This is a genomic window from Caballeronia sp. GAFFF1 (assembly GCF_023630705.1).
Classification (GTDB): domain Bacteria; phylum Pseudomonadota; class Gammaproteobacteria; order Burkholderiales; family Burkholderiaceae; genus Caballeronia.
The window spans coordinates 136,640-157,427 of sequence record NZ_JALQEM010000025.1 but is presented as its reverse complement, the minus strand read 5'-3'; the positions used below and the strand labels follow the sequence as shown (position 1 = coordinate 157,427).

At 64.0% G+C, this 20,788-nt stretch carries 13 protein-coding genes; 10 read left to right on the top strand and 3 right to left on the bottom strand.

What is annotated here, in order from left to right; all coding sequences use genetic code 11:
- Window positions 1-37: 37 nt before the first annotated feature.
- The 6 genes from atpA (at window position 38) to NCR37_RS13175 (ending at window position 8,018) form a co-directional block, all read left to right on the top strand.
- Entirely contained in the window at window positions 38-1,579 is a 1,542-nt protein-coding gene (gene atpA / locus NCR37_RS13200; RefSeq protein ID WP_159837343.1) for a F0F1 ATP synthase subunit alpha, read from the top strand.
- 70 nt (window positions 1,580-1,649) lie between these two features.
- The gene (gene atpG / locus NCR37_RS13195) at window positions 1,650-2,534 is read left to right on the top strand and encodes a F0F1 ATP synthase subunit gamma (RefSeq protein WP_244847527.1); all 885 of its coding nucleotides are present in this window, start codon (window positions 1,650-1,652) and stop codon (window positions 2,532-2,534) included.
- A gap of 44 nt (window positions 2,535-2,578) precedes the next feature.
- A complete protein-coding gene (gene atpD / locus NCR37_RS13190; RefSeq protein ID WP_250473359.1) occupies window positions 2,579-3,973 on the top strand; it encodes a F0F1 ATP synthase subunit beta in 1,395 nt (464 codons plus the stop codon).
- A 76-nt stretch (window positions 3,974-4,049) separates the two neighbouring features.
- Window positions 4,050-4,475, top strand: a complete 426-nt coding sequence (locus NCR37_RS13185) for a F0F1 ATP synthase subunit epsilon (RefSeq protein WP_175938650.1) — start codon at window positions 4,050-4,052, stop codon at window positions 4,473-4,475.
- Window positions 4,476-4,715: 240 nt separating this feature from the next.
- Window positions 4,716-6,446, top strand: a complete 1,731-nt coding sequence (locus NCR37_RS13180; protein WP_250473358.1) for an AMP-binding protein — start codon at window positions 4,716-4,718, stop codon at window positions 6,444-6,446.
- 624 nt (window positions 6,447-7,070) lie between these two features.
- Entirely contained in the window at window positions 7,071-8,018 is a 948-nt protein-coding gene (locus tag NCR37_RS13175) for an alpha/beta hydrolase (protein WP_250473357.1), read from the top strand.
- 4 nt (window positions 8,019-8,022) lie between these two features.
- Here NCR37_RS13175 and NCR37_RS13170 read toward each other — a convergent pair whose 3' ends face one another.
- Window positions 8,023-8,835 (bottom strand): transporter substrate-binding domain-containing protein, encoded by an 813-nt coding sequence (locus tag NCR37_RS13170; protein ID WP_502800524.1) that lies wholly within the window; start codon window positions 8,833-8,835, stop codon window positions 8,023-8,025.
- 198 nt (window positions 8,836-9,033) lie between these two features.
- Between NCR37_RS13170 and hemE the strand changes: the two genes are divergently transcribed.
- Window positions 9,034-10,131: a uroporphyrinogen decarboxylase gene (gene hemE / locus NCR37_RS13165; RefSeq protein WP_250473355.1), complete on the top strand. Its 1,098-nt coding sequence runs from the start codon at window positions 9,034-9,036 to the stop codon at window positions 10,129-10,131.
- Between the two features lie 448 nt (window positions 10,132-10,579).
- The gene (locus NCR37_RS13160; RefSeq protein ID WP_250473354.1) at window positions 10,580-12,823 is read left to right on the top strand and encodes a primosomal protein N'; all 2,244 of its coding nucleotides are present in this window, start codon (window positions 10,580-10,582) and stop codon (window positions 12,821-12,823) included.
- A 22-nt stretch (window positions 12,824-12,845) separates the two neighbouring features.
- Here NCR37_RS13160 and NCR37_RS13155 read toward each other — a convergent pair whose 3' ends face one another.
- Window positions 12,846-13,007, bottom strand: coding sequence for a hypothetical protein (locus NCR37_RS13155; RefSeq protein WP_250473353.1), 162 nt, complete (start codon window positions 13,005-13,007; stop codon window positions 12,846-12,848).
- Window positions 13,008-13,303: 296 nt separating this feature from the next.
- On the opposite strand from NCR37_RS13155, the gene putA reads away from it, so the two are divergent.
- Both putA and NCR37_RS13145 read left to right on the top strand, forming a co-directional pair.
- The gene (putA, locus tag NCR37_RS13150; protein WP_250473352.1) at window positions 13,304-17,233 is read left to right on the top strand and encodes a trifunctional transcriptional regulator/proline dehydrogenase/L-glutamate gamma-semialdehyde dehydrogenase; all 3,930 of its coding nucleotides are present in this window, start codon (window positions 13,304-13,306) and stop codon (window positions 17,231-17,233) included.
- Window positions 17,234-17,331: 98 nt separating this feature from the next.
- Window positions 17,332-18,480: a branched-chain amino acid ABC transporter substrate-binding protein gene (locus NCR37_RS13145; RefSeq protein ID WP_248320737.1), complete on the top strand. Its 1,149-nt coding sequence runs from the start codon at window positions 17,332-17,334 to the stop codon at window positions 18,478-18,480.
- Window positions 18,481-18,953: 473 nt separating this feature from the next.
- Here NCR37_RS13145 and NCR37_RS13140 read toward each other — a convergent pair whose 3' ends face one another.
- Window positions 18,954-20,648: a thiamine pyrophosphate-binding protein gene (locus NCR37_RS13140; protein WP_250473351.1), complete on the bottom strand. Its 1,695-nt coding sequence runs from the start codon at window positions 20,646-20,648 to the stop codon at window positions 18,954-18,956.
- Window positions 20,649-20,788 lie beyond the last annotated feature (140 nt).

The following is a 20,788-nucleotide window of genomic DNA, read 5'->3' as shown; positions in this document are numbered from 1 at the left end:
GCTGGCACGCAACAGAATTGACTATCAGGAGCGAATAATGCAACTCAATCCCTCTGAGATCAGCGAGCTGATCAAGAGCCGGATCCAGGGCCTTGAAGCGAGCGCGGACGTTCGCAACCAGGGCACCGTGATCTCCGTGACCGACGGTATCGTGCGTATTCACGGCCTGTCGGACGTGATGCAGGGCGAAATGCTCGAGTTTCCGGGCAACACTATCGGTCTTGCGCTGAACCTCGAACGCGATTCCGTCGGCGCCGTTATTCTCGGTGAGTACGAGCACATCACGGAAGGCGACATCGTCAAGACGACGGGCCGCATTCTCGAAGTGCCGGTCGGCCCGGAACTAATCGGTCGCGTGGTCGATGCGCTCGGCAACCCGATCGACGGCAAGGGCCCGATCAACGCCAAGATGACCGACGCTATCGAAAAGATCGCGCCGGGCGTGATCTGGCGTAAGTCGGTGTCGCAGCCGGTGCAGACGGGTCTGAAGTCGATCGACGCGATGGTGCCGATCGGCCGCGGCCAGCGCGAGCTGATCATCGGCGACCGTCAGTGCGGCAAGAGCGCCGTGGCTGTCGACGCGATCATCAACCAGAAGGGCAAGAACCTCATCTGTATCTACGTCGCGATCGGCCAGAAGGCTTCGTCGATCATGAACGTGGTGCGCAAGCTCGAAGAAACCGGCGCCATGGCTTACACCATCGTCGTCGCGGCTTCGGCTTCCGAATCGGCGGCCATGCAGTACCTCGCGCCGTACGCCGGCTGCACGATGGGCGAATACTTCCGCGATCGCGGCGAAGACGCGCTGATCGTCTACGACGACTTGACCAAGCAAGCATGGGCGTATCGTCAGATTTCGCTGCTGCTGCGCCGTCCGCCGGGCCGCGAAGCATATCCGGGTGACGTGTTCTATCTGCACTCGCGTCTGCTCGAGCGCGCGGCTCGCGTCTCGGAAGAGTACGTCGAGAAGTTTACGAACGGCGAAGTGAAGGGCAAGAGCGGTTCGCTGACGGCGCTGCCGGTCATCGAAACGCAAGCCGGCGACGTGACCGCGTTCGTTCCGACGAACGTGATTTCGATTACCGACGGCCAGATCTTCCTGGAAACCGACCTGTTCAACGCCGGTATCCGCCCTGCGATCAACGCGGGCGTGTCGGTGTCGCGCGTCGGTGGCGCGGCTCAGACCAAGGTCGTGAAGAAGCTGTCGGGCGGTATCCGTACCGACCTCGCGCAGTATCGTGAACTGGCGGCGTTCGCGCAGTTCGCGTCGGACCTCGACGAAGCGACCCGCAAGCAGCTGGAGCGCGGCCGTCGCGTGACGGAACTGCTGAAGCAGCCGCAGTATCAGCCGCTGCAAGTGTGGGAACTGTCGGTGGCGCTGTTCGCGGCCAACAACGGCTATCTCGACGATCTGGAAGTTGCGCAAGTGCTGCCGTTCGAAAAGGGCCTGCGCGAATACCTGAAGACGAGCCATGCCGATCTGATTAAGCGCATCGAAGACAACAAAGACTTGTCGAAGGACGACGAAGGCGCGCTGCATGCCGCGCTGAAGGACTTCAAGAAGTCGGGCGCTTATTGATCGGGACTGAGGAGCAACGCGCGGCGCATCATCGGATGCACGCCGCGCGGCTTCGATCAAGGAGTAAGCAATGGCTGGAATGAAGGAAATTCGCGGCAAGATCAAGAGCGTGCAGAACACGCGCAAGATCACGAAAGCGATGGAAATGGTCGCCGCATCCAAGATGCGCCGCGCCCAGGAGCGCATGCGTTCCGCTCGTCCGTACGCTGACCGAGTCCGCGCAATCGCAGCGCACATGAGCGCAGCGAATCCCGAGTATCGTCACCCGTTCATGGTGAAGAACGACGGCGCGAAAGCGGCTGGCCTGATCCTCGTCACGACCGACAAGGGCCTGTGCGGCGGCATGAACACGAACATCCTGCGTGCGTCGCTGAACCGGATCAAGGAACTCGATCAGAGCGGCGTGTCCATCGAGGCGTCGGCCATCGGCGGCAAGGGACTCGGCTTTCTGAACCGGCTGCGCGCGCGCGTTGTGTCGCAAGTGACGCAACTGGGCGACACGCCGCATCTGGAAAAGCTGATCGGCGCGATCAAGGTGCAGCTCGACTTGTATTCGGAAGGCAAGGTCAACGCGGTGTACCTGGCGTACACGCGCTTCGTCAACACGATGAAGCAGGAGCCGGTGATCGAGCAACTTCTGCCGCTGTCGATCGACGATCTCCATAAACAGGGGAGCGAAGGCGAAACGCCGAAGACGTCGTGGGATTACATCTACGAGCCGGACGCGCAAACCGTGGTGGACGACCTGCTCGTGCGCTACGTCGAGGCGCTCGTCTATCAGGCGGTCGCGGAGAACATGGCGTCGGAGCAATCGGCGCGCATGGTCGCGATGAAGGCGGCGTCGGACAACGCGAAACAAGTGATCAACGAACTGCAGCTCGTCTACAACAAGAGCCGTCAGGCAGCGATTACGAAAGAATTGTCGGAAATCGTCGGCGGCGCCGCAGCGGTCTGATTTTGCTGACCGCGTGAAAGAACACAGTATCTAAAGGAAATGCGATGAGTACTACTGCTTTGGTAGAAGGCAAGATCGTACAGTGCATCGGCGCCGTTATCGACGTGGAATTTCCGCGTGCGGAAATGCCGAAGATCTACGACGCGCTCATTCTGGAAGGCACGGAACTGACGCTCGAAGTCCAGCAGCAGCTGGGCGACGGCGTGGTCCGCACCATCTGTCTGGGTGCGTCCGACGGCCTGCGCCGCGGCACGATGGTCAAGAACACCGGCAAGCCGATCAGCGTGCCGGTCGGCAAGCCGACGCTCGGCCGGATCATGGACGTGCTCGGCCGTCCGATCGACGAAGCGGGCCCGATCGACTCGACCACGCTGCGCTCGATTCACCAGCAAGCGCCTTCGTTCGACGAGCTGTCGCCGTCGACCGAACTGCTCGAAACCGGCATCAAGGTTATCGACCTGATCTGCCCGTTCGCGAAGGGCGGCAAGGTGGGTCTGTTCGGCGGTGCGGGCGTGGGCAAGACCGTGAACATGATGGAACTCATCAACAACATCGCGAAGGAACACGGCGGTTACTCCGTGTTCGCCGGTGTTGGCGAGCGGACCCGTGAAGGGAACGACTTCTATCATGAAATGAAGGACTCGAACGTTCTGGACAAGGTCGCGCTGGTGTACGGCCAGATGAACGAGCCGCCGGGCAACCGTCTGCGCGTCGCGCTGACCGGCCTGACGATGGCCGAGCACTTCCGTGACGAAGGTCTCGACGTGCTTTTCTTCGTGGACAACATCTACCGTTTCACGCTGGCAGGAACGGAAGTGTCCGCACTGCTGGGCCGTATGCCGTCGGCAGTGGGCTATCAGCCGACGCTCGCTGAAGAAATGGGCAAGCTGCAAGAGCGCATCACGTCGACCAAGACCGGCTCGATCACGTCGGTTCAGGCCGTGTACGTCCCTGCGGACGACTTGACCGACCCGTCGCCGGCTACGACCTTCGGCCACCTGGACGCAACCGTCGTGTTGTCGCGTGATATCGCTTCGCTCGGTATCTATCCGGCCGTGGACCCGCTCGATTCGACCTCGCGTCAGATCGACCCGAACGTGATCGGCGAAGAGCATTACTCGATCACGCGCGGCGTGCAGCAAACGCTGCAGCGCTACAAGGAACTGCGCGACATTATCGCGATTCTCGGCATGGACGAACTGTCGCCGGAAGACAAGCTGTCGGTCGCGCGCGCTCGCAAGATCCAGCGTTTCCTGTCGCAGCCGTTCCACGTCGCTGAGGTGTTCACGGGTTCGCCGGGCAAGTACGTGCCGCTGAAGGAAACCATTCGCGGCTTCAAGATGATCGTGGATGGCGAGTGCGATCATCTGCCGGAACAAGCGTTCTACATGGTTGGCACGATCGACGAAGCCTTCGAAAAGGCCAAGAAGATCCAGTAAAGGTCGGGTGTATCGAAGCGGGCGCCGGTTAAGAGCCGGCGTCCCCGAACTGCGCTCAACCCAGGAGTTGGACAACATGGCAACCATCAAAGTAGACGTCGTCAGCGCGGAAGAGCAAATCTTCTCGGGCCAGGCGAAGTTCGTCGCGCTGCCGGGCGAGTCCGGTGAGCTCGGCATTCTGCCGGGTCACACGCCGCTTATCACGCGCATTCGTCCGGGCGCCGTCCGTATCGAGGCGGAAGACGGCTCGGAAGAGTTCGTGTTCGTCGCGGGCGGCATTCTCGAAATTCAGCCGGGCATCGTGACCGTGCTGGCCGACACCGCCATTCGCGGCGCCGATCTGGACGAAGCGAAGGCCGAGCAAGCGAAGAAGCGCGCCGAGGAAGCGATGCAGAACAACGCATCCGAACTCGAGTACGCTACTGCGCAAGCCGAACTCGCGTATGCCGCGGCCCAGCTCGCAGCGATTCAGCGTCTGCGCAAGGCGCACGCGAAGCACTGAGCGAGACGCACATTCGCGGATAAGAAAAGCAGCCTCCGGGCTGCTTTTTTTATGCGTGCAAGCCCTCGGCAAATCTGCATAACGGACGCGCGAGGTTTCCCCTATGGGCCTAACCCATTGATTCCGCGAAGCCTCGACCGATCCGACCGACAAGCATTGCGGGTAACACTGAATGCCCGCTGGCCGCGTCGCCATGCAAAATAGCCTTCCAGTTAGCCTTCATCCGGGCGGAGTCTATCGATGGCACACGAACCGACGTACGCCGGCGCGCAGATCGAACCGCGCGACGGCCTTTCTTATGTCCGCGGCGCGACCGATATCCCTCTCAGCGATGCCACCGTCTCGCGCTTTCTTCTGGAAACAGTCGCTCGCTTTCCAGATCGACCGGCCGTCGTATTCCGCGAACAGAGCATCCGCTGGACGTGGCGTGAGTTCGCCAATGAGGTCGACGCCCTGGCGACCGCGCTGTTGCAACTCGGCTTGAAAGCGGGTGATCGCGTCGGCATCTGGTCGCCGAATCGCGCTGAATGGCTGCTGACGCAGTTCGCCACCGCGCGCATCGGGGCCGTGTTGGTGAACATCAACCCGGCGTATCGGCTGGCTGAGTTGGAATACGCGCTGCAGAAGGTCGGCTGCACGGCCATCATCGCGGCCGAGCAGTTCAAGACGTCGAAGTATCTCGACATGCTCGCAGCACTCGCGCCCGAGTTGTCCGACGCCGAGCTCAACGACCTGCACGCGGCCAAGCTGCCTGCGCTGCGCACGGTGATTCGCATGGGCGATAGCACCACGCCCGGCATGCTCAATTTCGACGACGTGATGCGCCGGGGCCGCGCCGCGCTCGACACCGCGCGACTCGACGCGCTCGAAGCCAAACTGGACGCCCACGACGCGATCAACATCCAGTTCACGAGCGGCACGACCGGCAACCCGAAGGGCGCGACGCTCACGCATCGGAACATCGTCAACAACGCGCGCTACATTGCGATGGCCATGCGCCTGACTGAGGCCGATTCGCTCTGCATTCCCGTGCCGCTGTATCACTGCTTCGGCATGGTGCTGGCGGTGCTCGCATGCGTATCGGCGGGCGCGGCGATGGTTTTCCCCGGCGAAGCGTTCGATCCCGCTGCGACGCTCGCCGCCGTTCACGAAGAGGGCTGCACCGCGCTGCACGGCGTGCCGACCATGTTCATCGCGGAACTGGATCACCCCGAATTCGCGAAGTACGACCTGAGCCGCCTGCGCACGGGCATCATGGCGGGCTCGCCGTGCCCGATCGAAACGATGAAGCGCGTCGTGTCGAAAATGCACCTGAGCGAGATCACCATCGCGTACGGCATGACGGAGACAAGCCCCGTTTCGTTCCAGAGCTCGACGACGGACCCGCTCGACAAGCGCACGGCCACCGTCGGCCGCATTCAGCCGCATCTGGAGGTGAAGATTGTCGATGCGCTCGGGCAAATCGTGCCGGTCGGCGAAACGGGCGAATTGTGCACGCGCGGTTATTCAGTGATGAGAGGCTATTGGGGCGACGAAGCCAAGACGCGCGAGGCGATCGTCGATGGCTGGATGCACACCGGCGATCTCGCGACGCTGGACGCCGAGGGCTACTGCAATATCGTCGGGCGGCTAAAGGACATGCTGATACGCGGCGGCGAGAACATTTATCCGCGAGAGATCGAAGAATTTCTGTTCCGTCATCCCAAGATTCAGTCGGTTCAGGTTTTTGGCGTGCCCGACGCGAAATATGGCGAGGAAGTCTGCGCCTGGATCGTCGTGCGTCCGGGCGAGCAGGCGACGGAGCAGGAAATCCGGGATTTTTGTGAAGGGCAGATCGCGCACTACAAGATTCCGCGCTACATCCGCTTCGTGGACGAACTACCGATGACGGTGACCGGCAAGGTGCAGAAGTTCGTAATGCGCGCGCGGATGATCGACGAACTGAAGCTGGCAGAAGCCAAGACCGCCTGACAAAGCCTGAGGACGGCCGTCCAAACGACAAAGGGAGCGCAGCGCGCTCCCTTCTGTCATGGACTAACGATACGACAACCGCCAGCGGCGCACGCACGCAAACGTTTGTCGAGGCGAAAAAAAAGCGGGCCTGGAGCCCGCTAAAAACCACACGCTACGGGGTTAGCGCGAGGAGACCAACTGTGGGAGCTTCGGTTCTGCCTTCAAACCGAAGAACGATCCCAACACGGATGCCCCCTATTCGGAGTGCCGGGCCACGCCCTTTACTGACTTTGCATTGCGATTTCCGCAACGCAATGTAGACCCACCCGTGTTGAAACCGTTTGAACAGATTGTGGGCGAATTGATTGACTATCGCCGTAACAAAGTGTTTCAGGTTGTAACCCGAATCTATTAATCGTCGAGCGACACATGCTCGCCTTAAAAGCCTTATGTCTGCCCATTAATTGCAAGTTAATCGCCGCGTTTATTCATTTCCCGCGGGCTCGGTGCAAAATGCAGTCTAAACGGCGACAGCCGTTTTCGCTATTCTTCAGAAAAATAGCACGGGCGGACGCATGAAAACGATTTTTTGGTGTGTTTTCAATGCGCCGCCACTACGAAAAATACTCATTGGAGACGTGCATGACGATCGATCCGGACCTGCTTCAGTATTACAGCCGCGTCGCGGAAGCCTTCCCGCCGCTCGGACCCGAGGCAGATGCCTCCGCTGTGCGTCAGCGCTTCAAGGCGGTCGCGCAGGCCTACTCAGGCCAGCGCGACGACGCGATCGCCGTCGAGGACATTGACGTTTCTTTACAAAGCCGCACGATTGCCGCGCGCATTTATCGGCCGAAGGCTGCAAACGGACCGCTGCCCTTGCTTGTCTACTTTCACGGCGGCGGCTGGGTGGTGGGCGACATCGAGACGCACGACGGACTCGTCGCGCGACTCGCGCGCGATGCGCAGTGTGCCGTCGCGAGCGTCGATTACCGGCTCGCGCCCGAGCATCCGTTTCCGGCGCCATGCGACGACGCATTGGACGCGCTTCTGTGGATGGCGGAACATCGCTCGCGGCTCGGTTTCGCGACGGACAGGCTGGGCGTCGGCGGCGACAGCGCGGGCGCCCATCTGGCGGTCGTCGCGGCGCGCGGCGCAAACCAGCGCGTGGCGGGCCTCGTCAATGTGCAACTGCTGTTGTATCCGGTGATGCGACGCCAGTTCGACAGCCCGAGCTGTCTCGCCAACGCAAACGGGCCGGGCTTAACCAACGACGAAATGCGCTGGTACTGGACGCAGTTTCTGTCCGGCGCCGCGCCCGACGAACACGACGTGCGCGCGTTCCCGCTCGTCGAGCCGTACGAACGAACGCCCGCGCGCGCGTTGATCGTCGCGGCGGCCTACGATCCGCTCTACGACGACGCCTACGAGCTTCAGCGCTTCCTCGAGGCGAACGGCGGTCGCGTCGAGATGATCGACGCGACGAACATGACGCATGGTTTCGGCCGCCTGCATGCGCAGTCCGGCGCGGCGCTCGACTGGTTGCGGCGAATCGGCGAGCGCGCGGGCGAACTGCTGCACGCGGAACGCTAACGCGTTACTTCAACCACTTATCGACGACAGTCTGAAACTCGCCGGTCGAGCGCGCGAGGTGCAGCCACTGATCCACATACTGCTGCCACGCGACGTCCCCGCGCGGCAGCAGATACGCTTTCTCGCCGAACTGGAATGGCTTGTCCGGATGCACTGAGCACAGACCGGGGTTCAGCTTCTGCTGAAGCAGCGTCTCGGAGGCGTCCGTGACCATGACGTCGGCGCGGCCGTCGAGTATCTGCTTGAAGATCGTCACGTTGTCCGGATACTCGATCAGTTGCGAGTGCGAGAAGTATTGCTTCGCGAACCGTTCGTTGGTGCCGCCCGGATTGACGATCGTGCGCACATTCGGCTGGTCGATCTGCGCGACGGTCTGATACTTGTCGACGTCGCCGCAACGCACGATCGGCGTCTTGCCGTCTTCCATGTACGGCGCGGTGAAGAACGCGCGCTTCTGCCGCTCGAGCGTCGTCGACACGCCGCCCACCGCGAGATCGCACTTCGCGACGAAGTCGTTCATCAGATTCGACCACGACGTCTTCACATATTCGGCTTTCGCGCCGAGCGACTTCGCGAGACTGTCCGCGAGATCGATGTCGATGCCTTCGAACTGACCGTCCGGCCGCAAGAACGAATACGGTTTATAGTCGCCGGTCGTGCAGACGCGCAGCGTGTGGCGCGCGAGCACTTCGTCGAGCCGCGAGCCGTACGCGGGCGCGGCCTGCACGACGCTGCCGCCCTGAACGGTCTGGGCGTCGGCGACGCTCGATGCGAGAAGCGGCCAAGTCAGCGCGCAGGCGGCAAGACTGAAGGACATGCGTTTCATCGATGCTCCTGGTTCTAGTTGTGATGGGCCGCGACGACGCCGGCGGCCATCGATGATAACGAGCGTCCGTGCGTCTGCAAATCATCTCGAAAAGCCCGCCACGCGCGCCGATTTGCCGCCGCGCTGCCGCGAAAACGGGCAGCCGGTCCGGTAGAATGGACGATTCTTCAGGCTTCGGCACCGAGCGACGTGGCACACACACTTCTCAACGACACCTTTTTGCGTGCGCTGCTGCGCCAGCCGACCGAATACACGCCCATCTGGCTGATGCGTCAGGCGGGCCGTTATCTGCCCGAATACAACTCCACGCGCTCGCGCGCCGGCAGTTTCCTCGGCCTCGCGAAGAATCCGGATTTCGCGACCGAAGTCACGCTGCAACCGCTCGAACGCTATCCGCTCGACGCCGCGATTCTCTTCTCCGACATCCTTACCGTCCCTGACGCGATGGGCCTCGGCCTGAACTTCGTGCAGGGCGAAGGTCCGCGTTTTGAACGCACGGTGCGCACTGAAGAGGACGTGAAGCGTCTGTCGGTGCCGGACATCGACGCGACGCTGCGCTATGTGACCGACGCCGTGAGCCAGATCCGCCGCGCGCTCACCGACGCGCAAGGCCGCCAGAAGGTGCCGCTCATCGGTTTTTCCGGCAGCCCGTGGACGCTCGCGTGCTACATGGTCGAAGGCGGCGGCTCGGACGATCACCGGACCGTGAAGGCGATGGCTTACGCGCGGCCCGACCTCATGCACCGCATTCTCGACATCAACGCGCAGGCCGTGACGGCGTATCTGAACGCGCAGATCGAGGCGGGCGCGCAGGCGGTCATGATCTTCGATACGTGGGGCGGGGCGCTTGCCGACGGCGCGTATCAACGCTTCTCGCTGGATTACATTGGGAAGGTCGTCGCGGGTCTGAAGCGCGAGCACGACGGGGCGCGCGTGCCGGTCATCACGTTCACGAAGGGCGGCGGCCTGTGGCTCGACGAGATCGCCGCCACGGGCGTGGATGCGGTCGGCCTCGACTGGACGGTGAATCTGGGCGCGGCGCGTGAGCGGGTTGGCGGTCGCGTCGCGCTACAAGGCAATATCGATCCGGCCGTGCTCTTCGCGCCACCCGAAGCGATTCGCGCCGAAGCGCGGGGCGTCCTGGACAGCTTCGGGAATTTTCCGGGCCACGTGTTCAACCTCGGACACGGCATTTCGCAGTTCACGCCGCCCGAGCACGTCGCGGAACTGGTCGATGAGGTGCATCAATACAGCCGCTACATGCGCGGGCGGGGCGTCGCGCGATAGTCGGCCATGCTGCGGTGCAGCGTACGCCGGCACGCGCCTCGGCCGACGCGCGCACCGGTGCAAGGGCAATCGCCCGCCGTTCGCGGTCTCTCGCGATGTCAAGGTGGACTTATGCACATTTTGTTCGTTGCGTCGCGCCATCAGACGTATCGACGGGCGCAGGCCATAAAAACCGGCTATTTTAGAAGTAACTCGCTGATTTAAAACAACTTATAAGAGTCTTGTCCGATATGTGGGCAAACGCACATAAGCGATCCGTGACATTCTTTGCGGCGGGCCGCGCGGAACTTCTCAACAAAGTTATCCACAGGGCTGTGGAAAGCAGCGGAAAACTAGAAAAAACCGGCCACTTCTCGCCGACTTTGACATTCCACTTCAAGTTCGAGCCGGCTCGCCTTACGCCGCCGTCGCACGGCCGCCGTGCCGCCTCTCGCGGGCGCTTCGCACAATGACGGACCTCTTCGTGCGTGTTGCCGTCGATCAGCCCATGCCCGTGCTGTTCGACTACCGCTACGCGCTGGCGGGGGAACCGGCCGTCGGCGCACTCGTCGAGGTGCCGTTCGGACGGCGCGACGTCGTCGGGCTGATCTGCGAAGTCACGTCTGCGACCGAGGTGCCGCCCAGCAAGCTGCGCGACGTGACGCGCATCTGTCTCGAATGCCCGCCGCTCTCCGCACAGTGGATCGCGCTCGCGCATTTCGCGGCGGAATATTACCAGCGCGGACTGGGCGAAGTGGCTCTGCCGGCGCTTCCGCAGGCCTTGCGCGACGCGTCGCGCTGGAATCGGCTGCTCGCGGTCGAGGAGCGCTTTCGGCTGCTGCCCGCTGGTCACGATGCGCTCCCGGACGCGCTGCCCGTGCGCGCCCACGCGCTGCGCCGTCTGGCGGCGGCGCTCGCGGAACATGAGTTGTTGACCGTATCCGACGCTCGCGCGATGCATCCGAAGGCGTCCGCTACTTTCGACGACTGGCTCGCGCGCGGCTGGATCGAACGCGCCGCGCAAGGCGAACCTGCACGGCCCGACGAGCCGTCATCGCCAACCGGCGGGGCGTCGCTTCCGCAACTCACCGACGAACAACGGGAAGCCGTCGACGCCATCGCGGGCGCGCAGGGCTTCGCGCCGTTCCTGCTGCACGGCGTCACCGGCAGCGGCAAGACCGAGGTCTATCTGCACGCGCTGGCCGCATTGCTCGCAGCGCGGCGCGACGCGCAGGCGCTCGTCCTTGTCCCGGAAATCAATCTCACGCCGCAGTTCGAAGCTGCTTTTCGCCAGCGATTCGCCGCGCTCGCGCCGGATTCCATCGTCACGATGCACAGCGGTCTCGCCGAAGGCGAGCGCGCGCGCAATTGGCTCGCGGCTCACACCGGCAGCGCGCGGATCGTGCTGGGCACGCGGCTCGCCATTCTTGCGTCGATGCCGAACCTCGCGATGATCGTCGTCGACGAGGAACACGATCCGGCGTACAAGCAGCAGGAAGGCTTGCGCTACTCGGCGCGCGATCTGGCGGTGTATCGCGCGAAGCAACTGGAGATTCCGGTGGTGCTCGGGTCCGCGACGCCCTCGCTCGAAACCTGGTGGCAGGCCGAGCAGGGCCGCTACACGCGACTCACGTTGACGCGCCGCGCGGTGTCCGACGCCGTGCTGCCGACCGTGCGGCTCATCGATCTGGAAGAAGAGCACAGGCGCGGCCGGGCGTCAGTCGAAGGGCTGTCGGGGCCGCTCATCGCGGCGCTGAAATCGCGGCTTGAGCGCGGCGAGCAGAGCCTCGTCTTTCTGAACCGACGCGGCTACGCGCCGATCCTCTCGTGTGATGCCTGCGGCTGGGTTGCCGGCTGCCCGCGTTGCAGCGCGTATGCGGTGTTGCATAAGCCGGAGCGCGCGCTGCGCTGCCACCATTGCGGCTGGGAATCGCGCATTCCGAAGTCGTGCCCGGATTGCGGCAACATCGACATCGCGCCGATGGGCCGTGGCACGCAGCGCGTCGAGGAAACGCTCGCGAGCGTGGTGCCGGGCGCGCGCGTGCTGCGCATCGACGCCGACAGCACGCGCCGCAAAGGCAGCGCGCAGGCGCTGTTTTCCGACGTCCACGCGGGCGAGGTCGATATTCTCGTCGGCACGCAGATGATCGCGAAAGGACACGATTTCCGGCGTGTCACGCTCGTCGGCGTGCTGAACGCGGACACGGCGCTCTTCTCGCACGACTTCCGCGCGAGCGAGCGGCTTTTCGCTCAACTGACGCAGGTGAGCGGCCGCGCCGGCCGCGCCGGGCTGCCCGGCGAAGTGCTGATCCAGACGCGTTACCCGCGCCACGCGCTTTACCTCGCGCTGTCGCGACAAGACTACGTCGGATTCGCGAACGCCACGCTTGCCGAGCGACGGGACGCGCGCCTGCCGCCCTTCGTCTATCAGGCGATGCTGCGCGCCGAAGGCCGCACGCTCGAAGCCGCGATCGCGTTTCTCGAAGAAGCCGCCGCCGCGTTCGCGCCGTTGCCGGGCGCGGACCGCGTGACCGTCTACGATCCCGTGCCGCTCACCATCGTCAAGGTGTTCAACGTGCACCGCGCGCAACTGCTGCTGGAAAGCGGCTCGCGCGCCGCGCTGCAAATGGCGCTGCGAGCGTGGCAGCCGGTGCTGCGCTCGCTCAAAGGCGTGCTGCGCTGGAACGTGGAAGTCGACCCGCTCGACGTGTAAACGCGGCGGGCCGCCCGCGCCGTCAGACTTTCGCGCGCGATGCCTCCGCGCCGCCGCGAACCGGCGTCGCCTCGTCGCGCGTATCGTCGACATGGTGCGTACGCGACGACGCCCCGCGCACGAACAGCACCACGCAAAGCGCGAACATCGCCCAAACCCCGACCACCACCATCCACGTGCTCATGTTGTTGTTCCCCGTAGCTGCTTTTGTAGCGCCGGACGGCGCGCATCGCTTTATATCGGCAGCGGGGACTCATTTACTTAGGGGTTGTCCCAAAAAAGCGTGGGTTAGGGAAACTACTAGGCGAATTCCGCCACCGGACAAGCATCGGAAAAACCACGGAGAAGCCCGCCGATCAAGGGTTTCGGCGCGGTGCAACCGTCTTGAAAATGCTGGTTGCACCTTTTATATCAGCGGAGTACGATTCGCCAACTTTTAGGTCCCTGGCCGGGTAAGCGTGACCGGCAAACGAAGGAATTATGGCGAGCACAACCCTTGGCGTGAAAGTCGACGATTTGCTGCGGTCCCGGCTGAAAGACGCCGCCACGCGACTGGAACGCACCCCTCACTGGCTCATCAAGCAGGCAATCTTCGCGTATCTCGAGCGGATCGAGCACGGCCAGCTTCCGCCGGAACTCTCGGGCGTGAACGGCACATCGGAAATGAGCGACGCCGCGACTGTCGACGGCGACGAAGACGGCGCGCCGCACCCTTTCCTCGAATTCGCGCAGAACGTGCAACCGCAGTCCGTGCTGCGCGCGGCGATCACGGCGGCGTATCGCCGTCCGGAGCCCGAGTGCGTGCCGTTTCTGATCGGTCAGGCGCGACTGCCGGCCACCGTTGCCGCCGACACCGAAAAGCTCGCGACGAAGCTCGTCGAAACGCTGCGCGCGAAGAGCAAGGGCGGCGGCGTCGAAGGTCTGATCCACGAATTCTCGCTGTCGAGTCAGGAAGGCGTCGCGCTGATGTGTCTCGCCGAGGCGCTCCTGCGCATTCCCGATCGCGCCACGCGCGACGCGCTCATCCGCGACAAGATCAGCAAGGGCGACTGGCGCTCGCACATGGGCCAGGCGCCGTCGTTGTTCGTCAACGCCGCGACGTGGGGCCTGATGATCACCGGCAAGCTCGTGACGACGAACAGCGAAGCCGGCCTCTCGTCGGCGCTTACGCGCATGATCGGCAAGGGCGGCGAGCCGCTGATCCGCAAGGGCGTCGATATGGCGATGCGTCTGATGGGCGAGCAGTTCGTCACCGGCGAGACCATCTCCGAAGCGCTCGCGAACAGCCGCAAGTTCGAAGCGCGCGGTTTCCGCTATTCCTACGACATGCTCGGGGAAGCCGCGACGACGGAAGAAGACGCGCAGCGCTACTACGCGTCGTACGAGCAGGCCATTCACGCGATCGGCAAGGCGGCCGGCGGGCGCGGCATCTACGAAGGCCCGGGCATTTCGATCAAGCTGTCTGCGCTGCACCCGCGCTACTCGCGTTCGCAGCAAGAGCGCACGATGAGCGAGCTGCTGCCGCGCGTGCGCGCGCTGGCGCAACTTGCTCGCCGCTATGACATCGGCTTGAACATCGACGCCGAGGAAGCCGACCGTCTCGAACTCTCGCTCGATCTGCTCGAAGCACTGTGCTTCGATCCCGAACTCGCGGGCTGGAACGGCATCGGCTTCGTGGTGCAGGCGTACCAGAAGCGGTGCCCGTTCGTGATCGATTATCTGGTGGATCTCGCGCGCCGCAGCCGTCATCGTTTGATGATTCGTCTCGTCAAAGGCGCGTACTGGGATACCGAAATCAAGCGCGCGCAAGTGGACGGCCTCGAAGGGTATCCGGTCTACACGCGCAAGATTTATACGGATATCTCGTATCTCGCCTGCGCGAAGAAGCTGCTTGGCGCGCCGGATGCCGTCTATCCGCAATTCGCGACGCACAACGCCTTCACGCTGTCGGCCATCTATCACCTCGCGGGGCAGAATTACTATCCCGGCCAGTACGAATTCCAGTGCCTGCACGGCATGGGCGAGCCGCTGTACGAGGAAGTCACGGGCCGCGACAAGCTGAACCGCCCGTGCCGCGTGTATGCGCCGGTCGGCACGCACGAAACGCTGCTCGCGTATCTCGTGCGGCGTCTCCTTGAAAACGGCGCGAACACGTCGTTCGTGAACCGCATCGCGGATGAATCGGTTCCGGTGAAAGAACTCGTGCGCGATCCGATCGACGAAGCGCAAGCCATCACGCCGCTCGGCGCGCCGCACGCGAAGATTCCGCTGCCGCGCCAGCTTTACGGCAACGAGCGCCTCAATTCGATGGGCCTCGACTTGTCGAACGAGCATCGGCTGGCGTCGCTGTCGTCGGCGCTGCTCGCGAGCGCGAATCATCCGTGGCAGGCCGTGCCGATGCTGGAACGCGACGACCCGCAAAACGGCGTCGCACGCGAGATTCGCAATCCGGCGGACCATCGCGATGTGGTCGGCACCGTGGTCGAAGCGTCGTCGCAACAGGTGAGCGCCGCGCTCGCGAACGCGGTGGCCGCCGCGCCGATCTGGCAGGCGACGCCCGTCGAAGACCGCGCCGATTGCCTCTCGCGCGCCGCCGACCTGCTCGAAGCGCAGATGCACACGCTGATGGGACTCGTCGTGCGCGAAGCGGGCAAATCGCTGCCGAACGCGATCGCGGAAATTCGCGAAGCCGTCGATTTCCTGCGCTACTACGCGTCGCAGATTCGCGCGGAGTTTTCGAACGACACGCATCGCCCGCTCGGCCCCGTGGTGTGCATCAGCCCGTGGAATTTCCCGCTGGCCATTTTCATGGGTCAGGTCGCGGCCGCGCTTGCTGCGGGCAATCCGGTGCTCGCGAAACCCGCCGAGCAGACGCCGCTCATCGCCGCGCAAGCCGTGCGTATCTTGCGCGAAGCCGGCGTGCCGGCGGGCGCGGTGCAACTGCTGCCGGGCGATGGCGAGACCGTCGGCGCGGCGCTCGTCGCGGATGCCCGCACGCGTGCCGTCATGTTCACCGGCTCGACGGAAGTCGCGCGCCTCATCAATAAGACGCTGTCGGAGCGGCTGGATTCCGAGGGCCGCCCGATCCCGCTGATCGCCGAAACCGGCGGCCAGAACGCGATGATCGTCGATTCGTCGGCGCTCGCGGAGCAGGTCGTCGCGGACGTGATGCAGTCTTCCTTCGATTCGGCCGGTCAACGCTGCTCGGCGCTGCGCGTTCTCTGTCTGCAAGACGATGTCGCCGACCGCACGCTCGACATGCTGACCGGCGCAATGAAACAACTCGCCGTGGGCAATCCGGACCGCCTGTCGGTGGATGTAGGTCCCGTGATCGACGCCGACGCAAAGCGCAGCATCGACGCGCACATCGCGGCGATGCGCGAGAAGGGCCGCAAGGTCGTGCAGCAGCCGCTGCCCGATGCGTGCGCCCAAGGCACCTTCGTGCCGCCGACGCTCATCGAGCTGGAAAGCATCGACGAGCTGAAGCGCGAAGTGTTCGGGCCGGTGCTGCATGTGGTGCGTTACCGCCGTGCGTCTCTTGATAAACTCCTCGACCAAATTCGCTCGACGGGGTACGGACTCACGCTCGGCATTCACACGCGCATCGACGAAACCATCGCGCATGTGATCCAGCGCGCGCACGTGGGCAACATCTACGTGAACCGCAACGTGATCGGCGCAGTCGTCGGCGTGCAGCCGTTCGGCGGCGAAGGTCTGTCGGGCACGGGTCCGAAGGCGGGTGGCGCGCTGTACTTGCAGCGGCTCCTCGCCAAGCGCCCGACCGGCTTGCCGAAGTCGCTCGCGAGCACGCTGGTCGTCGACGAAACGCCGTCCGCCAATACGCCCGCCGCCGCGCTCACCGCGTTGCGCGACTGGGCCATCGGCGAGCGCGATCCGCAGACGGCCGCGCGTTGCGACGGTTATCTGCAACATGTGCTCGCGGGCGCGACGGCGGTGCTGTCCGGTCCGACGGGCGAGCGCAACACGTATTCGTTGAGCGCGCGGGGGACGGTGTTCTGCGTGGCATCGACGGCGAGCGGCGCGCGCGCGCAATTCGCCGCGGTGCTCGCCACAGGCAACAAGGCGCTCTTCGCGGGATCGGCGGGCGAGCAGCTGGTGGCGTCGCTGCCGCCGTCGCTGAAAGCGCATGCGTCGGTGAGCAAGGATCCGGCAGCCGGTTACGATGCCGTGCTGTTCGAAGGCGACAGTGACGAACTGCTGTCGCTCGTGAAGGAAGTCGCGAAACGCCCGGGGCCGATCGTATCGGTGCAGGGCGTCGCGGCGGGCACGTTCGCCGACGCTGGCCACGACGGCGAAGACTACGCGCTCGAACGTCTGCTGACGGAACGCTCGGTGAGCGTGAACACGGCGGCGGCGGGCGGTAACGCGAATTTGATGACGATCGGTTGAGACTTGCGGCGCCCGGTTCAGACAAATTCAAAACAAACGGCAGCAGGCACGGCGATCCCGGCAAAAAGCTGCCATCCACACAGGTATTAGGAGAAGCTATGAAGCACACGATGACCAAGCTGGCAGCAGCCATGACGCTCGCCGGCCTGTCGTTCGCGGGGACCGCATTCGCACAGCAGGCAGACGACGTGAAGGTCGGCTTCGCCGGCCCGATGACCGGCGCGCAAGCCCACTACGGCAAGGACTTCCAGAACGGCATCACGCTCGCGGTCGAGGAGTTCAACGCGACGAAGCCGGTGATCGGCGGCAAGCCGGTTCGCATCGTGCTGGATTCGGCGGACGACCAGGCCGACCCGCGCACGGGCACGACCGTCGCGCAAAAGCTCGTGGATGACGGCATCAAGGGCATGCTCGGCCACTTCAACTCGGGCACGACCATTCCGGCATCGCGCATCTACGCGAACGCCGGCATTCCCGAAATCGCGATGGCCACCGCGCCGGAATACACGACGCAGGGTTTCAAGACCGCGTTCCGCATGATGACCTCCGACACGCAGCAAGGATCGGTCGCGGGTGAATTCGCAGTGAAGAACCTGAAGGTCAAGAAGATTGCCATCGTCGATGACCGCACGGCATACGGCCAGGGTCTTGCCGACCAGTTCGAGAAGGCGGCGAAGGCGGCGGGCGGCACGATCGTCGATCGCGAATTCACGAACGACAAGGCTGTCGACTTCAAGGCGATTCTGACCAAGATCAAGTCGATGAATCCGGACCTCGTGTACTACGGCGGCGCGGATTCGCAGGCTGCCCCGATGGTCAAGCAGATGAAGACGCTCGGCTTCCGCGCGCCGCTGATGGCGGGCGAAATGGTAAAGACCGACACGTTCATCAAGATTGCGGGCGACGCGGCGGACGGCACGGTGGCATCGCTCGCCGGCCTGCCGATGAACGAAATGCCGGGCGGCGCGGCGTACGAAGCGAAGTACAAGAAGCGCTTCAACGAAGACGTGCAGACATACTCGCCGTACGCATACGACGGCGCGATGGCCATGTTCACCGCGATGAAGGCAGCCAATTCGACGGACCCGGCGAAGTATCTGCCGGTGCTGGCGAAGACCGACATGCAAGGCGTGACGACGAACCACCTCGCGTACGACGCGAAGGGCGATCTGAAGAACGGCGGGATCACGCTGTATAAGGTCGTCGGCGGGAAGTGGACGACGTTGCAGAGCGTGGGCGGGAAGTAAGCCCTGTAAGTAGCTCAGGCATCATTCGGACGGCCCGGCGTGCGTAATGCACGCCGGGCCGTTTGTCTTGGCTAGAGCGCATCGACTTCCTAGACTCGATCACGTCGTCGACGGCGCGTCAGGTAAATTCCCGCGAACAGGCATATGAGTGCTCCGCCTACCGCGCTTTCAAGTGCCGTCGCCAACGCTCGACCACCGCATTCATCGCCGCAGGGTCTGTTCGAATCCGGCAGCGCGACATACAAGCGGGTTATACCGGCGACGAGCGCGCCACAGACCAACAGTCCGGCATAAAGTAGCGCGCGCTTCACTTTATTTCCAGCAAAAATCCGTCTTCGTCTGCGGGAGGTGCGCCTTCCGTATTAGCTTTAGAAGTCTCATCAGCCGTCTTACCTCAATTCTCCCCAAGAGCCGGTGCAATGCCCGACGCTTGGGGCGGCTTCACTTGACGCAGCCAGCCAAGAAGCCAGATCTCACTTCCTCCCCTGCTTCCGCACCTGCTCCAGCGTCGCCCCGGGCGTGCTCTGATCCTGCGGAATGCGAATCTCGATGACCGCAGGCAGCCCCGAACTCACCGCGCGCTCGAACGCCGGCATGAACTGATCGGTTGCCTCGACACGCTCCCCGTGCGCGCCGAACGCCCGCGCATACGCGACGAAATCCGGATTCGTCAGCCCGGTGCCATGCACGCGATGCGGATAGTGCCGCTCCTGATGCATGCGGATCGTGCCGTACTGCGCGTTGTTCACCACGACGAAAATGACCGCCAGCCCGTATTGCATGGCCGTCGCGATCTCATGGCTCGCCATCATGAAGCAGCCGTCGCCCGCAAAGGCGATCACCGTGCGCTCCGGATAGAGCGACTTCGCCGCGATCGCGGCAGGCACGCCGTAGCCCATCGCGCCGCTCGTCGGAGCGACCTGCGAGCGAAAGTGCCGGTACGCGTAGTGCCGATGCAGCCACGTCGCATAATTCCCCGCGCCGTTCGTGAGAATCGCATCGGCGGGCAGACGCTCCGACAGCGTACGCATGATTTCGCCCAACTGGACGTCGCCGAGCATCGGGCGCGGCTTGCGCCAGTCGAGATACGCGGCGTGCGCGGCTTCGGCGCTTCCGGCCCAAGGAACCTCGGCAGGCGGTTCCAATAAAGCCAGGAGCGACGCGATCTCCGGCATGCCCGAAACGATCGGCAAGTCGGCGCTATACACGCGCCCCAGTTCCTCCGCGCCCTGATGAACGTGGATGAGCGTCTGCTTCGTCTTCGGGATGTCGAGCAATGTATAGCCGCCCGTCGTCGATTCGCCCATGCGCGGGCCGAGCACGAAGAGCACATCGGCGTCGCGCACTTGGGCCGCCAGCGCCGGATTGATGCCGAGGCCCACATCGCCCGCGTAGTTCGGGTGCTCGTTGTTCAGCGTGTCCTGGAAGCGGAACGCGCAGCCCGCCGGCAGTTGCCATCGCTCGATAAAGCGGGCGAAATCCTGCGTCGCCGCTTCGGTCCAGCCGCTGCCGCCCGCGATCACAAACGGCTTCTTCGCATTCGCCAGCAGATCGCGCAGCCGCTCCATCTGCGCGGGCGCAGGCGACGCCGCGACGCGCTGGTAATGCGGCGCGGGCGGCACGGCTTCGCACGCCTCGGTCAGCATGTCCTCGGGCAGAGCGAGCACGACCGGTCCGGGCCGCCCCGCCGTCGCCACATGAAACGCGTGACTCATGTATTCCGGCACGCGGCGCGGATCGTCGATCTGCGCGACCCACTTCGCCATCTGCCCGAACATGCGGCGGTAGTCGATCTCCTGAAACGCCTCGCGATCCATATGGTCACGCGCGCATTGGCCGATGAGCAGGATCATCGGCGTCGAGTCCTGATACGCGGTGTGCACGCCGATGGACGCGTGCGTCGCGCCCGGCCCGCGCGTCACGATGGCGACGCCCGGCCGCCCGGTCAGCTTGCCGACCGCTTCCGCCATGTTCGCCGCGCCCGCCTCGTGGCGGCAGACGATGGTCTGGATCTGCGCAGTCTCGTCGTGCAGTGAATCGAGGACGGCGAGAAAGCTCTCGCCCGGCACGCAAAAGACACGCTCGACGCCGTGATGCGCGAGCGCATCCACGACAAGACGCGCGCCGGTGGTCTGGCGGGAAAGAGCAGGGGAAGCGTCGGAGGTCATGCGGTCAAGTCTCCTGTTGTGTTCCGGCAGAAGCCGGGCATTGGGCGTTGAGCCCTAGAGCTTACGCCGCCGCGCGGCCCGTTGCCCGCTGGTGAGCGGAATCTTTTCCCGGCTTGGGGGCGCGGAGACGTGCGGGCGTC